The organism is Aquibacillus koreensis, from assembly GCF_025154055.1.
Lineage (GTDB): Bacteria > Bacillota > Bacilli > Bacillales > Amphibacillaceae > Aquibacillus_C > Aquibacillus_C koreensis.
The window spans coordinates 20,628-36,850 of sequence record NZ_JAOALK010000041.1 but is presented as its reverse complement, the minus strand read 5'-3'; the positions used below and the strand labels follow the sequence as shown (position 1 = coordinate 36,850).

The following is a 16,223-nucleotide window of genomic DNA, read 5'->3' as shown; positions in this document are numbered from 1 at the left end:
AGTAGTCGAACAAGTATTCTAATCTTATTACAGTTGGGTAAAAGAAGTCAAAATTGTATGGTAGAAATGCAGACATACCCATAGAATGAACTAAAGGGGGAAGATACATGACAAATAATTGGGATTCTGCAATACAATCTCTTTCCCAAATAACGATCTACTCAAATCCAAACAATGAACCAGTCACCATACAAGGTAGTTCTGATGAATTACGATGTGTTGGGGTTGGAACAGATGCAGCGGTGTTTCAATCCATTCATGTGCCTGCATATGCTTTTAAGCTGTATGCAGAGGATCGATTATCAAAAATAGAAGTGGAAAGAGAAGTATACCGATTAATAGGTGATTCTGATTACTTTTCTACATGTTATGCTTCCTACAAACGATTCCTTGTATTGAGTTATGAAGAAGGACATACGTTATATGATTGTCTATTACAAGGGATCCATATTCCAGAACAAGCAATTGAAGATGTAGAACGAGCGAGAGATTACGTAAGAAGCGTCAACTTAAACCCGCGCGACATCCATTTAAAAAATATTCTTTTACAAAACGGCAAAGCAATGATACTTGACGTATCGGAGTATGTAAAACCCGGAAATGATTATCGCTGGGAACATCTGAAAAAAGCATATGATGATTACTATCACTTGATTGATAGCAAGTCTGTTCCATTTTGGTTATTAGAGACGATTAGAAAATGGTATAACCATTGGAATAAGTATGCATCGTCCTTTGAAGATTTTATGAAATATGTGTTAAAACATACAACATTTAAAAAATAAACTAGGAAACTAGTACCCTTTTAATCCAGTAAAGTTAGAATTATGTATAGTAAATGGTTTATAATATTAGTAATATTCCTACTATTTATTATTTTACTTAAAATTAAATGTCCTTGTAGTCATTGGAGTGAATCATATTGAAACTATTAAAGCTTCCCATGCATTTTTTATTCGGAATCATAGGGATCATCTTTATTTCCTGTACACCAGTTCTTTTTCAGAATGGATTTGAATTTTCAATTACAAAATACTTACAAAGTGTTTGGTCTACAATAAAGTCCTTTGTTACGCCATCAGAGTGGTACTTTATACAGTTTATTGGTGGGCGTGAGGTAGAGAAGCCTATACTGTCCTATTTATTTGATAATTATCTTTATACGATGACCGTGTTGTTATCAGCAATTGCAATTGCTATTATTGTTGGCTTTATGTTAGCAGTTATAGCTTTTCAATTGCCATCAATATTTAAAAAAACAATCTTACGTGTTCTTTATTTACTAGAAGCTTTTCCTGATGTTCTTTTTATTTTTTTACTACAATTGTTTATCGTCTGGTTTTATAAATCATACGACGTGCTATTATTTGGCTTTGCTACGTTAGGGGATGAGAAGGTGTATGTATCACCTATTCTATCGTTAGCGATCGTTCCAACGGTACTCTTTTTGAAAATTACGTTTCTTTTGTTAGAAGAAGAGTGGACTAAAGATTATGTTCAGTTAGCCAAAAGTAAGGGGTTTAGTAAATTTTCCATTCTTATGCGGCACTGTGTCCGTAATATAAAACATCAATTATTTATACAATCCAAACCTATTATATGGATTACGCTTTCTGCCTTATTAATTATCGAATATTTACATAACTTTCAAGGCATTATCCGTTTAGTTACTACGGATTCGCGTCCCTTTATTTTTGCAGTGGGCCTAACTTTAATTTTCACTCCATTCTACATCATCTTTAATTGTTTAGAACTATTACTTAACATAAATGACAAACGATTTCATGACGATAATGCAAAATTATACAGACAGATCACGTTATTTTCTCGTATCAAAGTAAACAATAGTGTCATTAACAATCGCAAAGTAAAGGCAAAACAATTTAGTGAAACATTTTTATCATTATGTAGAAAACCAAAATTTGTTTTGAGCATCATTTTTTTACTTGGGTTAACAGTGTTTAGCTTTTTATATGATGTTTTAAAACAACAACCAATAGCTAAAGTCGAAATGTTTCGCGATGACTCAGGCGAGTTGCATGGTCCACCTCATCCACCGGGATTCTTTTTATTGGGATCGGATGCATATGGTTATTCTGTTTTAGATATGTTAATCGTCGGGGCGAAATATACGATCCTTTTTGCAGCGCTTATTGCATTCCTGCGAATATTGCTAGGTTATGTTTGTACGATTCCTTATATGTTTTGGCTAGGACGTGGCGCCAAACAAATGATCAATAAAGTTGCGGATGGTATGCAGTTTTTACCATTAACATTAATTGCTTACATCTTATTAGCACGGGTAGTGATTTTCGGTAGCAATGCTAGACCATTAGCAGAATCTCAAATTGTTCCTAATCTAATTTTAACAGTGCTAATTCTTACGGTCGTTGTTATACCTGTCATCCTAAATAATCTTGGAAGTGAAGCAAATGAGTTATTAAAAAGTGACCATATACAATCTGCAATTGTACTCGGTGCAAGTCGCAGCGGGATTTTCTTTAAACATATTACGCTTCACTTATTTCCTAAGATGATTTATTTATTTGGCCAACAAATGGCACAAGTATTGCAAACGTTTATTCATTTAGGGGTGTTTGGGATTTTCTTAGGGGGAGGTCTTGCTGGTACGACGTATCCGTTTAAGCCACCTCAATCATTGTTAAATGATTGGACCTATTTCTTTACCTATTTAAGAGAAGTAATTTCTTCTAATCAGTATTGGTTGATTGTTCCGGTGCTCATTCTTTATATTGGATTAATCTTGTCCATTCAAGGCTTAACAAAGAGTATGATTGAAGACCAACAAAGTAAAATTGGTGTTTATCAAAAATTGCCAATCAGACGAAAGAAAAAAAGACAGAATCATTATTCTACATCACCAATAGATCCACAACAAGAGCTATTCGTCTATACTCGAAATATTCATCAATGATAATATAACAACTGAAAACTAACTGTACAAATGTTTAGAATATAATGTGAATCAGTAATAGTATTGACATAAGCAGTGCTATTTTGTTAAATTTATCCTTGCCATTATATGAAGAAACGAGCGTATAGTTGTTCTCACATAAGAAGAAATTATACGATTTCAAGAAATATTTAACTCGTTCCAATAAAAGGGACGAGTTTTTTTATTGGAGAAACAGACAAAGACGGATTAAATCGAACGGAAAGTCAAATACTAGGTAATTGTGATAGATACATAATTCAAAGTTACTTATATTTTATGGGAGGGATAAGTATGATGATGAAAAATTTAATTGTTATCGGTGGGTCATTAATTATAGCATTTGCATTTAACTTCTTCCTTGTCCCTTATGGAATATTAAGCAGTGGTGTAAGTGGTATTGCTATATTATTTGGGTTATTAACTCCTTTTAACATTGGTTTCTTAAATTTAGTGCTTAACTTGCCCTTATTAATATTAGGTTTTATCAAGCTAGGAAAAGAAATTACGATTAATACGATAACATGCGTTGTTTCGCTTTCCATGTTTTTGTATGCTATTCCAGTGGCACCGATTTCAGATAATATTTTGTTATCAACGATCTTTGGTGGTGTAATAGGCGGAGTAGGTATTGGTATCATTTTAAAGTATTCAGGTTCCTCTGGTGGCTTAGATATCATTGCCATCATCATCTCAAGAACGAGTAATGTTAGTGTAGGGCTACTTTTAACGGGAATGAACGGTGTGATTGTCCTTATCTCTGGAACAGTCTTTAGCTGGGATATTGCACTATACACGCTTTTATCGATTTACTTAACTGGTAAGATGATTGATACGATTCATACTAACCATATAAAACTCACGATGCAAATAGTGACATCAAACGGCGAACCAATCCGACAGGAGCTATTGAGCTCAATTTATAGAGGCATAACGATCATGGATGGATATGGGGGATATACACAAGAGAAGAAGCATATCTTAATGATGGTTGTGACGAGGTACGAAACAATTAAGATAAAAGAAATAGTTCGTAAACATGATAAAAAAGCGTTTATCAATATTTATGAGACAGTGGAAGTAGACGGAGAATTTGCGAGAAATTAACTATAGGACGAACGTGTATTTTAAACACGTTCGTTTTTGTGTGATTATATAAGACGAAAGTTATTGTTATTTCTAACATTTTTTATACTGGCCACATTTCTTCAGGGTTTAATTCATAAATGCTATTTTCTCTAAACATAAATCTACACATGATAAACTCTCTACGTATGGTTGCAAAATCTTCATGAAATTGTTTAATATGCTCATTTATTTCTGGTTCACTGTACCTTTGTCCTTTCTTTAACCCCTTTAACATGTGTTCTAAAATAATAAGTTTTTTCTTCCGTTGTGCAGGAATTGTTTTTAACTTTCCGTTTTCACCAAAAAAGTTATTGATGACTTTAAATTTCTCTTCATTATCTACTTGGAACGGTTTCATTTCCTTTTCATCTCCTATACGTAAAATTGCCTTTGCAGCAAATTCAAGTTTCTTTTCATCTAAATGAAAGTAAATTGTGTTTTTGTCTCTACGTTGATAAACAATTCCTATTTCTCGTAGCTTATTAACATGGTGTGAAATAGTCGGTGCCGTAAGTCCTAACTTTCCAGCAATGGCCTGACCGTGAAGAGGTCCTTCTTTTAACAACGCAATGATCTTTATTCTAGTCTTATCACCAATTGTTTTGTGGAAGTTCACTATTCGATCCAATTGCATAAACTTCACCTCCTAAGATGGATATCTAATTAGATTATAATCTAATTAGATATCCATGACAATACATATGGGGTTTAGAATATAAGGAAGTAATCTATTCTGATTCTAACAAGAAGAAAAAAGGGGAAACAATTGGAATTTTATGCTAATATTTAGATATTATGTAACAGCACGAAGGACAGAGATTTTCATGACCACATCACAATCCAGGCGTTGGTTAGCGATGGTGCTACACAAGTTAACGAGACAATAAATGTTCATACCATTGATCATAATTGAATCTAATAGTGTGTTGGAAAGGGAGGAGGAGGTACTGTGGAGTTTATAATAGTAATTGGTATAATTATTATTACAGTTAGCTGTTTATCCATTGATGGAAAAATGAAAAAAACGATAGAACAAAACGATGAAATAATTGAATTATTAAAACAAGGAAAAGATAAATAAAGTAAATTTATAGGTTACTAGGACTTATTAGAAGCTTACATAAATATTTGAAAAGACTAACTAGAGAATTTCCTAACATATAAAGTTACGCGACACTATGAAAAGTGATCAAGTTACTTAAAAACAGAGATTGATTTTTAGAGAATGTGTTTAATGAATGACTGTGTGCCATTATAAAGTATTCCTAATAATACGGTAAGTAATTGCTAATGGAAAATAATTTTGAGATATTCGTTGCAATAGATTTCGAGGGAACCAAAATTATGATCATAATATATTGGCTCTTTTGGTTCCTATAAAACTTAGTCCTGTAATCGAAAAAAATATCTAGCAAGGCGAGAGTATTAGTTTATCATCATGGTTAAGAGGGATGAATGGTTATGTTAGTTAATGGAGATGATTTTATAGTACATATATTAACAATTTAGATTATTACGTAAAATATAAATTTGACGTAATAAAGAAGGAATTTGAAAATAGGGCGTCGAATATATACAACTAGAGGTGAAAATTATGGTAAATCAATCACAACAAAACCATTACAAGAAGCTACAGCAACTACTTACAGAATTACCTTGGTACGTTGAGGAATATATCGATCACAAACGTCGCAAACTTTCTCCGGCATCCTTACTTAATTACGCACATGACTTTAAGATCTTTTTTAACTGGATTATTACGGAGAATTTATATACTGGTCATATGAAAGACATTCCTTTAGATTTAATAGAAAAATTAACGGTGCAGCAAGTTGAATCGTTTTTAAACGCTTTAAAATATGAATTACATAATAAGGATATTACAGTAAATCGTAAGCTATCTGCCTTAAAGTCGCTATTTAACTACTTGCAAAACATCGCAGAAACACGTGACTTAGAACCTTATCTTAGTCGTAATGTTATGGCCAAAATCGAGTTTAATGAGCTCAAAGAGTCTATGGAAACAACAGCAAACAAAATGGAAGGAAAAATTCTTCTAGGTGATGAGTACGAGAACTTCCGAAGGTTTATTGCCATGGATTATGGTGAGTTAGTGAAAGATAATAAGAAACTAGAAAACTTTTATGCGATGAACCAGGAGCGCGATACTGCGATCGTTTCGTTGATTTTAGGCTCCGGATTACGTCTTTCTGAGCTCGTAAATCTGGATTTAGACGATATTGACTTTAGTAAGTTCACAGCAAGAGTTATGCGTAAAGGTAATAAAGAACAATATGTTTTCTTTAGTAAAATTGCCATGGATGACTTACAACAATACTTAAAGATTAGAGAAAAACGATACAAAGTTGAAAGCAATAATAAAGCACTATTTGTTGCTGCCGCTATGGGACCAAAAGGCAAAACAAGACGCCTAACTCCACGATCTGTCGAGAAAATGATCGAAAAATACGCAAAAGCATTCGGGAAACCCTCCCTCTCTGTCCATAAATTAAGACACTCTTTTGCGACAAGATATCACTCAGAGATCAATGATGTCCCAAAACTACGAAGACAACTGGGCCATTCATCGATACAAACAACAATGATTTACACACACATACGCAATGATGACTTAAAAAGTGCTGTGGATCGGATGGATATGCCAAAGGATGAATAAATTTATTTATCAAGATATGAGGAGTAATTAGAATGTGGAAATTAGTAAATGGTAATTTAATTCAAACTACAGATGAATCGAGAGTTAAATTTAGAACAAACATAAGTAAGGCTATTATAGAACATTTAAATGAACTTGCTAAACAACATTATACACACCCGAATTATCTACTTGAAAGTGGCTTGCAGCAAGTATTAGCTCAAGGTGTAATCGACTATAATAAGAAAAACAGGCCTAAGGATCGGATTCAATATAAAACCACGTATGATAAGGAATTATTAGACCAGGTGAAAGCATTTGCTAAAGAACATTCCCTTTTCATTAATGATGTCATTGAATATAGTGTGGAGCATATCGATTTTAACAACATTAAGAAAAGTGGTCATAAACATCGCATTGAGAAAGCTTAATGCGTTTTTATAATAACGCCCCGAACATAATATATATTATAGGAAGTTAATATAAAAATTGTCTCATTATCTCATTGATTAAGTATTCTTATGATATTGAGACGAATTAAAAATAATAGTATTTTTTTTAAGTGTTTAGAGTCTTTATATAAAAAATGAATTGCTAAGCCCAATTATTTCTCTCTAAATAGATTATACCTGTCATATTGACACTAGTTCTCTTCCCTATTCAATAACTTCAATGACAATACTTCCATAAAGTTTCTTTCCAATGTATGCGTCCAAGCGCCAATTCCCAGTTTTTGGAACAGTTATAAGGGCCTATCTTAACTGTATCTTTTAAATGGATAAGTTTGTGTACATCTTTGTGTAGGATCATTAAGTTATGAAACATGTCAGTTCCACCAATTGTAATGGGTTAAGTATCTCTCCCCTAGTTACTTTGTTGTATTATCTCTCTTTATTTTAAGTGAGTATATTCACAAACTCTTAATTTTCTAACAAAACTTGAATATCTTTAACAAAAACTGCATTTCCAGTAATCTGAACATCAAATGATTCACTATTTTTTGAAACCCGCACTACAACCTGACCATCTTTTTCAACTTCATGACCCTGTTCAACTATAAGATTCAGAGGTTCTATAAAACTATTTTTTATGTATTTTGCATAAAAAGCCCCCATTACTCCTGAAGCAGTACCAGTAACTACATCTTCAATAGTACCTGAATAGGGTGAAGAGAAGTGACGAGCGTGCATATCGGCTTTAGAATCATATGTTTCCAGACAAAAAGGATGAACAGATGATTTAGGCATTTCCTTTAAAATTTTAGGAAATTGCTTATTATTCGGTACCATTTTTTGAAAAGCACTAAGCTGTTTTATCGGTATTAGCAAAGTCCAAGTACCTGTACTTCCATAAAGTATAGGTAAATCAGCATGAAGGTCAGATTCTTTTAATCCTATTGAGTTCGCTAATTCCTCTTTTGAACCTGTAAATTCCTTGAATTGGGGAGAAGCCTGTTTCATCTTAATAAACATTTCACTTTTAACAGATGCGTTAATTTTAATCGGTAGAATGCCTGCGTTTGTTTCAATTGTTATCTCTTTTTTATCTCCCAATAACCCCTTACTTTTTAATGCATAAACAGTTGTCATTGTTGCATGACCACATAAATTCATTTCATGACCTGGTGTAAAAAATCGAATTCTAAGGTCAGCTACATCTGATTTAACTGGAAATGCTGTCTCATTAAAGCCAACTTTGAAAGCAATTTCTTGCATTTCTACATCTGTCAATTCATCACCGCTTAAAACTACTCCCGCAGGATTTCCCTTGTCAGGCTCTTTACCAAAAGCATCATAATGATAAACCGTTATCGACTTCATAACCAATTCCCCCTAAGTTCAAAATATACTTTTCATTATTTTACCATTTCTATTTAATTTCTTGGTCAAAAATAGTCCTATCTAAATAAAAAATAAGTGTTTCTACTTGTACCAGAAACACCACCTTTTTCCACTCATTGTTTAATTAACCTGTCACTTTAACACAATCGAAGCTGTCGCATCGACAACTCCTTGTTCAACTCTTGCACCCTTTAGCATAAGTGCAACAATTCAGATAACACGAAAACGATGCCGATTCAGGCATCGTTCCTGTTAATATAGCTTCTCATTATTGCATTTCTAGCTATTTCTCTATCATCGAAATGAATTGTGTTATTTTTTAATATTTGATATTTCTCGTGACCTTTACCAGCGATAATTACAACATCATTTGAAGTAGCAACTTTTATAGCTTTATAAATAGCCTCTTCTCTATTTACTATTAATTCATATTGTAATGAATGAGAATCCTTCATACCTTTTTCTATGTCTTTTATAATATAATCAGGATCTTCTGAACGAGGATTATCAGAAGTTACAATTACATAACTACTGTATTTGCTAGCGATTTCTCCCATAATTGGTCGTTTATTTTTGTCTCTATCCCCTCCACAACCAAATACAGTTATTACTTTTCCTTTTGTAAACTCTTTAAGTGTTTTTAATACATTATCAAGAGCATCAGGTGTATGAGCATAATCAACTATCACAAGGAAATCTTGACCCCCATCCACTATCTCCATCCTGCCATTAATACTTGTTAACTTGGTTAGACTATTTTTGATATTTTGAAGAGGTATTCCTTCAACTAAAGCTGCCGTGATTCCAGCTAAAGCGTTATAAACATTAAACCGCCCCACTAATTGAAGAACTATTTCAATATTTCCTTTAAAGGAATTAAGTGAAAACCGGATTCCTTTTGAAGTCATGGAGATATTATTTGCGGACACATCAGCTATATTGTTGATTCCGTAGGACAAAACCTCTGCCGAAGTTAAATTTCTAAAATACTCAAAACTTTGGTCATCTGCATTAAGAATAGCGTATTTCTTATCATTAGAATAAAAAGAATTTCCTAGCCTTGAGAATAAAAGTCCCTTTGTTTTCCTATATTCTTCAAATGTACCATGATAATCCAAGTGGTCTTGAGTCATGTTGGTAAATATAGCTGTTCTAAAGTCACATCCTATAACACGCTTCATATCTAATCCTTGAGATGATACTTCCATCACGCAATATTCTGTGTTGTATTCCCTCATTTTTCGGAGATTTCGTTGCAATATTGGGGGCTCCTGTGTATTTATGTCGGTGGGTAACATCTTTCCATTTATCTTTATGCCGTTATTACCCATCACACCTGTATTAAATCCGTAATCCTCAAAAATTTTATCAATAATGTATGAAGTCGTCGTTTTGCCGTTGGTTCCAGTAATGCCAATGAGTTTCATTTCATGTGAGGGATAATTATTAAAATGTGAGGCAATAACTGCCATTGCATATCTAGCATCTTTAACAAATATCTTAGGTACATCAATATCAACATCACGTTCAACAACAAGGGCAACTGCGCCGTTTTCGATAGCAGACTGTGTGAAGAGGTGTCTATCTTCTAAAAATCCCTGGATGGCTGGTACGCAGATAAATAAATTTCCTTCTTCCACTTTCCTTGAATCCATTTGTACCCCTGTAATATCTACATCTATATTCCCTTTTGTTTCTTTGACCATAAAAAGATCTGCTAATTCTTTTAAATTCAAGTTAGGACCCCTTTCAATGAATTATTTATTCTACTTTTATTTACATTTTTTAATTTTATTCCGTATTCTTATTGAATAACTGCTACTTTAGAGCAATAGGAGCTGCAACATCAGAATTGGGGCTAGAAGAAAAACTAAGAATACTGGAATAAATAATATTCTAATAATCGATATCCTATTTGGTAAGTTCATATTAATATAAGCACTCTACAGTTTAGGTGAATTCTTTCACTTTCACATGTCACTCGTAAAATTATATTTCAAAATTAGCCATGCCAATAAAATTTATAATGAGAATGCTGCTCGAATCCTAAAGATTTGTAAAAAGGTGCATCGGAAATAACGTAAGCTTTTTTAGCACCTTCGGAATAACATCTTCTTAAGGATTCTAAAAGCAATGCTTTACCAATTCCCTTACCACGATATTGAGGAATTGTACAAACTGGTTCTACATAAGCGTAATCAGTTTTTGGGCTATACCAACATCCACAGTAGGCAACATACTCTCCATCTTCATTTTCTGCAACTGTATGTAAGTTTGGGTTTTAATGAGGTGCATTAAGCATTCTTTTTTGTTGGATAACAGTTTGTTCGTCAAAAGGTAAATCTCCTTCGTTTTCAAAACCCTCCCACAATACTTTGTGACGCTTATAAAAATCTTCTTTTAAATTCATACTTTTTATTTTGATTCCATTCGGGAGAGTATAATCGAAGTTATTAAACTCAAGATGCTTCTCAAGTATATTTTCAGAATTGGTATCCTTTCTAAAGCCATAACTATGAAGCAAATCTATAGTGTAGCTATCAGATTCATTAACTGCAATACCAAGTCCATTTTCGTTACTAAAGGTATTAATCGCATATTCTAATATTTCTTTTTCAAGTCCTTCGTAGCCTTTCTGAACTGCAAAAAACGCCTCTCCATAATAATGGTCGTAAGTTGTCATACCAATCAAGTCATCACCATCAAACCATAAACCTATTTTTTCAGCTAAACTATTATCAAATTCAGGGTGAAAAAACATCCATTCCCACCTTGCCCAATTCCAATTTATATGTTTGCGTTCACCTTTTGATAATACAATCAAAAAATCACAAACTGCCTCGTAATAAGAATTATTAAATGGTTTAAATACCGTTTGCAATACAATCATCCTTTACTAAATTAATTGAAGATTATGTAATTTTCATTAACAACACTTACAAAATCCCCTAATTAAAGTAACCTGCTTCTTAAGCACAATAGTAGCTGCCAGTCTCGACAACTACTTGTTCAACATAAGCTCCCGTTTGTTTAAAGTGAAGTTATTCACTTTTTATTTACTTTTATACTTAGAATAGAAGAAACAGAACAAAGAACAACAAAAGCGTCCAAACAAAAGAAAAATGTATAGATTTTTTGCTTTGTTGATAAGAACTTTGATTTTTATTTTCCATCGAGAAAATAAATAGGAAAATTAAAAAAAGGAAATAAATAAAAAATACATAAACTAGGGAACGCCATTGTTCTACCCAAGTCATAACGGGACCTAAAGTTCCCCCAATTATAAACAGAATAATTGATGAGACACCTACAATAACAGAAATTTTTGGCATAATAGCCCAGATTGGATGGTTAAGGAAACTTTTTTCTTTTTTCGCCTCAAACAAAAATATTAAATAAAAAAAGGTTAAAACCAATGCAACAATGAAGAAAGTGCCGTATGCAGAATTAACAGCCGTCCACTCCCCAGACAATGGTTGAGTAGTTTTATTTCCACTTATGTATTCTAACGACCACATAGACACCACAATTAAAGAAATCATTAGTATCTGATATATAGACCATTTCACACTATATCACCCCTAATAGCTTATACGAAATGCTAGTATTAAAGTTTCATTTTCCTCTATCACAAAACTGCTCCACATATAGCAAAGCGATCAGCTGTAGCTGACCGCATTTTCTTGTTCCACTCTAGCCCCCTTTAATTGAAGATAAAATTTCCGAACAAGCCTAATAGTATCATCAGAATAATTCCGCCAAACATAAAATAACCGATTAACCTAATAGGTAGAGGTAATTGCCCCCCTTTATTTGTTGGAAATCCCTCGACTTTGTGTTGATGTTCCATTGCGTCATTAAAAGGTTTATCTGGATCTTCATTATGATTAGGCATTATTCAACCTCCTTTATTAAAGATAAGCCCAGTTACTACAATAACTTATCAGCTAAAAAAGTTATGAAATAGAGAAAAAGACTAGGCACTAAAATGTTAAGTATTGATTGTTTAATGGATGTGGTACTTTTAGAGTCATAGCGTCTAATTATTTCAAATATTGTGCATACAAGTATAATAAAAAGAAGACCTTCTTTGTAAATAATATCCACCACTCCCTTGAGTATCTAATTCCACATTCCTGCTACTTTAGTTTAACATTAATTTCCTTTTGTTGGCATAGAAATAGCGTCCCTGCCTAATTGCATAAACGCTCCCGTTAGCTTAATATTCTAACTTACCTCTTCTACTTCAAATTTTAATCTATCTAAATCCCAGGCATGTTCATCATAATCTTTGATAACCTTTACCTTTACTTTTTGCCCTTCCTCATAATCTTCTGGATTTGAAACTCGGATGGTTTGTGTCATTGGCTTCTCTATAAAACCATATGACTCTTTAGAAGTATCTTCTTCCTCACTAACTGTTGTCCATAATTCGATGTCAATTTCCATATCTCCACTCGTTTCATTAATTTCCGTTATGTTCCCTTGAATAAAAGTTCCTTCTTCAACCTGAGAACAACCTATCAACATAATAGTTATAGTTGCAACAATGAAAAATATTCTACTTTTTGGCATTTGGTAATCCCCCTTGAACTTATTCAATAATCCCCTTGCTTCTTTAGCACAATAAGCAATCATTCTTTTTTAACAATCGCCACCCTTTAGCTTAAGTACACTACTTCACAATCTACTCATATAGATGTAAGTTTTTGAATAGGGTCTTTCCTAATTCTCATATTTGGTTGCTACTTTTTCAAGAAAAGGTACTAGTTAAAACCCATATCTTTCTCTGCTCGAATTTTTGATGCGGAGTCTAATGTACCACTGGCATCGATTCTCTCGAATTGGATTTTCCTGTTGTATTTTTGACTAAGTTCTTCAGCCTTATGGTGCAAAGATTTCGCCTTTTCATAGATTTCCTCCGTATAACAAATCAAAACAAAAAAACCGTAGTCAACTTGTTCAGTCAATAAGTAAGTAGGCAACTGGAAGGTTAAACCATCTTTATACCTTCCGTGATTTCCTAGTTTAAGTTCTATGAGAGCTTGGAAATCTGAGCCTTTCGAAAGTTAAAAATCAACGGTTCCTCTTCCAGTGTCAACTTCAGGTGAGATTACAATTCCAGATTCTTGTAGAGCTAGATTAGCCATCATTCCAAATGCCGCTTGAACCTGTTTTTCATTAGCTTGTCCCATTTTATTATTGAAAAGAATATGTACTTTTTTGTGTTCAATATAATGCTTGAACGTAGCAATTAAGTAATCCACTTTTTTATAGAAATCACCTTTGCTATTTATATTTTCTGTTACTGCTTCAACGTCTATGTCCTGTTGAGTGCTCTTTACTTCAAGGTATTCTTGAATTTGGTTGTACTCAGATAAGATGTCATCAGCAACAAGTCTTTATAATATTCTAAATCGACATGAAGAAAATCGGTTACAATTTTCGGGTTGGTTTTGTATAAGTCAAATATCTCTTCAACATCAAGAAAATCCAAATCCTCAAAACAAACTCCAATTAAATCTTTAGGCGTTTCAATAGAGTTTAGTACGTTTAATTCATCTTCATCAAGGCTGTTTTCCGTTCTTTTCTTTATGGATTTTTGAATCGTGTCGGAAAGTAAAAAGGTTCCTTCTGAACCTTCATGTACAAACAAGAGAATTTGATATAAAACATATTCTTTTAAAGGAGAAAATTCATGGGAAAAGTTATCAATGATTTCTCTATGCAATTTTTTAAGAAAAACCAATCCTTGATGTACTCTATCCTCTTCATCTTGTTTATGTAGCGGAAATACATTTCCGTATATTTCATCGAATTCAAGGTTGCTTCCCACTTCCATAAAATGTTCAACAACAATATCTAACGCTTCGTGGACAATTTTTTTATAGACATTAGAGTTTCCCTGAAATAAATCTAACATAATTTCTCCTCCTGGAGTTTTCATTGTCAAACCGACCTTACTTTTCTAAAAGAAAGATCGACAAAAAAAGAATCAATTCCTGTTATTTAACTGTATGTCAATCAAATGTCTTGAGTTGTGAAACCGTATTGTCGCAACAAAAAATTGAAGAGACTGTTGAATAAGTTCCATAAAGAATGAGCAAAAATCGGAACGAGAATGTTATTAAATCTAATTGCAAGGATGCCAAGACCTAATCCTAAAAAGAATTGAAAAGTTGGTTCTGCGTGGATAAATGCAAATAAAAGGGAAGAGATAAATAACATTAAGTATTTTATCCTTTGGCTTGGAATCAGTATAAGCAATCCCCTATACAATAATTCTTCTTGAATTGGGAAAATAATGGAGAGTATAAAGACAAATTGCAGATATTGAGTTATAGATAATGGCAATAATCGAAACGAACCAAAATTAATAAAACCATCTATTGTTTGTAAAAAAAGTAATTCAATAAAAGAACACCTAATATCCACAAATAAGTATCTTTCTTTTTAAAAGGGTCAAAATCAAAAATATACATATATCTCTTCTTGTTAATTAAAAGTAATACAAGAAAAAACACTATAACTATTATTCGGTTCTGTAATTTAAAATTTATATTACCTTCAGGGAGTGTTGAATGAATAATAATATATTTATCTGGTAAAACAATACTACTTAAAATAAAGGCTAGTACTGAAATGATAATCAGTAACAATGTTTTAGTAGCTAAATGAATTATCTTCAATAGTTTATATCTCCTCCGCAAGAAATTTCCCTTTTTTATTTTAAGTTTACTGTGAGAAATCTAACCTCTCTTATTAAGGATTATTGCTACTTTAGTAAACGGGGAGCAGCTGCAACGACAACTCCTTGTTGAGTTATTGCCACCCAATAGTTGAACAAGGAATTATTGAATATCTTCTAACCATTCAATAGCCTCTTCAATGTCATATGTTTTCATTTCTAGTTTCTTTAATTCCGCCCCATTATCTTCAAATATTAAAATTGCTGGTGCTTGTTCTATATCATATTTTGGATATTTTTCTTGGGCAGCTTTTAGATTTGTCACATGCTTGTATTCAATTATAGGGAAGTTGGTGTACTCCGTGAATTGTTCACTTATATTTTCTTCCCCAGAAACCAGGATAATAGAGTAAGTTTCTTCTTCCTCTTTTGATGAACAAGCTGATAACAAAAACACAACAAAAATAAATATGATTATTTTTATTTGTTTCAAACAATCCCTCCTAATTCACATTCTTACTATCTTCCATGTTCAACTAATCTCCCTTTGCCTCAATAAGATCGAGTACATATAATTTAATTTTACCATATAAATACAATTAACCAATTTAATACCCAAAGAAAAAGATCGCCAACTTGACGATCTTCTTGTTCAACTCATGCTCGTTTGTTTAATAAAGTGTTAAAAATCATATGCTATTAGAATAAACACAATCGGAATAAGAAGACCCAAGCCAAGACACATGATTGCTACTAATTTTGACTGTTTGGCGATTCGTTTATCTCCTTGATGTATGTTTTCAATAAAAGTAAGGGTATAAGAAAAACATAGAATAATTAGCAAAACTGAAATAATACTTATCCAACCTAAATTCACATTTACACTCTCCCTAGCTATTCAATTAAACTTCCACTTTTCTTAAAAGCATTTACGCTTGTTCCATAATCGCTACTCGT

18 protein-coding genes and 1 pseudogene are annotated in these 16,223 nt (G+C 32.7%); 6 read left to right on the top strand and 13 right to left on the bottom strand.

The genetic code is table 11. The features are described from left to right. The first annotated feature begins 107 nt into the window (after positions 1-107). The 3 genes from NYQ66_RS10975 to NYQ66_RS10965 all read left to right on the top strand — a co-directional run bounded on the left by NYQ66_RS10975 (position 108) and on the right by NYQ66_RS10965 (position 4,060). A complete protein-coding gene (locus NYQ66_RS10975) occupies positions 108-785 on the top strand; it encodes a serine/threonine protein kinase (RefSeq protein WP_259869434.1) in 678 nt (225 codons plus the stop codon). A 137-nt stretch (positions 786-922) separates the two neighbouring features. After that, positions 923-2,935, top strand: coding sequence for an ABC transporter permease subunit (locus NYQ66_RS10970; protein ID WP_259869433.1), 2,013 nt, complete (start codon positions 923-925; stop codon positions 2,933-2,935). Between the two features lie 318 nt (positions 2,936-3,253). After that, positions 3,254-4,060, top strand: a complete 807-nt coding sequence (locus tag NYQ66_RS10965) for a YitT family protein (protein ID WP_259869618.1) — start codon at positions 3,254-3,256, stop codon at positions 4,058-4,060. A gap of 82 nt (positions 4,061-4,142) precedes the next feature. Here NYQ66_RS10965 and NYQ66_RS10960 read toward each other — a convergent pair whose 3' ends face one another. Then, the gene (locus tag NYQ66_RS10960) at positions 4,143-4,715 is read right to left on the bottom strand and encodes a DUF2087 domain-containing protein (protein ID WP_259869432.1); all 573 of its coding nucleotides are present in this window, start codon (positions 4,713-4,715) and stop codon (positions 4,143-4,145) included. Between the two features lie 315 nt (positions 4,716-5,030). On the opposite strand from NYQ66_RS10960, the gene NYQ66_RS10955 reads away from it, so the two are divergent. The 3 genes from NYQ66_RS10955 to NYQ66_RS10945 all read left to right on the top strand — a co-directional run bounded on the left by NYQ66_RS10955 (position 5,031) and on the right by NYQ66_RS10945 (position 7,168). Then, a complete protein-coding gene (locus NYQ66_RS10955) occupies positions 5,031-5,162 on the top strand; it encodes a hypothetical protein (protein WP_259869431.1) in 132 nt (43 codons plus the stop codon). 513 nt (positions 5,163-5,675) lie between these two features. Beyond that, entirely contained in the window at positions 5,676-6,758 is a 1,083-nt protein-coding gene (gene xerS / locus NYQ66_RS10950) for a tyrosine recombinase XerS (protein WP_259869430.1), read from the top strand. A 32-nt stretch (positions 6,759-6,790) separates the two neighbouring features. Continuing rightward, a complete protein-coding gene (locus NYQ66_RS10945) occupies positions 6,791-7,168 on the top strand; it encodes an rRNA methyltransferase (RefSeq protein ID WP_259869429.1) in 378 nt (125 codons plus the stop codon). A gap of 489 nt (positions 7,169-7,657) precedes the next feature. Here NYQ66_RS10945 and NYQ66_RS10940 read toward each other — a convergent pair whose 3' ends face one another. The 12 genes and pseudogenes from NYQ66_RS10940 to NYQ66_RS10895 all read right to left on the bottom strand — a co-directional run bounded on the left by NYQ66_RS10940 (position 7,658) and on the right by NYQ66_RS10895 (position 16,143). Beyond that, positions 7,658-8,557, bottom strand: coding sequence for a PhzF family phenazine biosynthesis isomerase (locus NYQ66_RS10940; RefSeq protein ID WP_259869428.1), 900 nt, complete (start codon positions 8,555-8,557; stop codon positions 7,658-7,660). 257 nt (positions 8,558-8,814) lie between these two features. Next, positions 8,815-10,314: a UDP-N-acetylmuramoyl-L-alanyl-D-glutamate--2,6-diaminopimelate ligase gene (locus NYQ66_RS10935; protein WP_259869426.1), complete on the bottom strand. Its 1,500-nt coding sequence runs from the start codon at positions 10,312-10,314 to the stop codon at positions 8,815-8,817. 266 nt (positions 10,315-10,580) lie between these two features. After that, positions 10,581-10,835, bottom strand: a pseudogene (locus NYQ66_RS21520) (GNAT family N-acetyltransferase); the annotation flags it as partial. 24 nt (positions 10,836-10,859) lie between these two features. Beyond that, entirely contained in the window at positions 10,860-11,459 is a 600-nt protein-coding gene (locus NYQ66_RS10930) for a hypothetical protein (protein WP_259869425.1), read from the bottom strand. Positions 11,460-11,646: 187 nt separating this feature from the next. After that, positions 11,647-12,147, bottom strand: coding sequence for a hypothetical protein (locus tag NYQ66_RS10925; protein WP_259869424.1), 501 nt, complete (start codon positions 12,145-12,147; stop codon positions 11,647-11,649). Positions 12,148-12,281: 134 nt separating this feature from the next. Next, the gene (locus NYQ66_RS10920; RefSeq protein WP_259869402.1) at positions 12,282-12,473 is read right to left on the bottom strand and encodes a hypothetical protein; all 192 of its coding nucleotides are present in this window, start codon (positions 12,471-12,473) and stop codon (positions 12,282-12,284) included. A gap of 332 nt (positions 12,474-12,805) precedes the next feature. Continuing rightward, positions 12,806-13,153, bottom strand: coding sequence for a hypothetical protein (locus NYQ66_RS10915; protein WP_259869423.1), 348 nt, complete (start codon positions 13,151-13,153; stop codon positions 12,806-12,808). Positions 13,154-13,647: 494 nt separating this feature from the next. Then, positions 13,648-13,845, bottom strand: coding sequence for a hypothetical protein (locus tag NYQ66_RS10910; RefSeq protein ID WP_259869422.1), 198 nt, complete (start codon positions 13,843-13,845; stop codon positions 13,648-13,650). Positions 13,846-13,919: 74 nt separating this feature from the next. After that, positions 13,920-14,501 carry a hypothetical protein gene (locus tag NYQ66_RS10905; protein WP_259869421.1) on the bottom strand — a complete coding sequence of 194 codons (582 nt, stop codon included), beginning with the start codon at positions 14,499-14,501 and terminating at the stop codon, positions 13,920-13,922. A 101-nt stretch (positions 14,502-14,602) separates the two neighbouring features. Continuing rightward, positions 14,603-15,013 (bottom strand): CPBP family intramembrane glutamic endopeptidase, encoded by a 411-nt coding sequence (locus tag NYQ66_RS21515; protein ID WP_407652074.1) that lies wholly within the window; start codon positions 15,011-15,013, stop codon positions 14,603-14,605. 416 nt (positions 15,014-15,429) lie between these two features. Then, positions 15,430-15,759 (bottom strand): hypothetical protein, encoded by a 330-nt coding sequence (locus tag NYQ66_RS10900; RefSeq protein ID WP_259869420.1) that lies wholly within the window; start codon positions 15,757-15,759, stop codon positions 15,430-15,432. Between the two features lie 189 nt (positions 15,760-15,948). Next, positions 15,949-16,143 (bottom strand): hypothetical protein, encoded by a 195-nt coding sequence (locus tag NYQ66_RS10895; RefSeq protein ID WP_259869419.1) that lies wholly within the window; start codon positions 16,141-16,143, stop codon positions 15,949-15,951. Between the last annotated feature and the right edge of the window lie 80 nt (positions 16,144-16,223).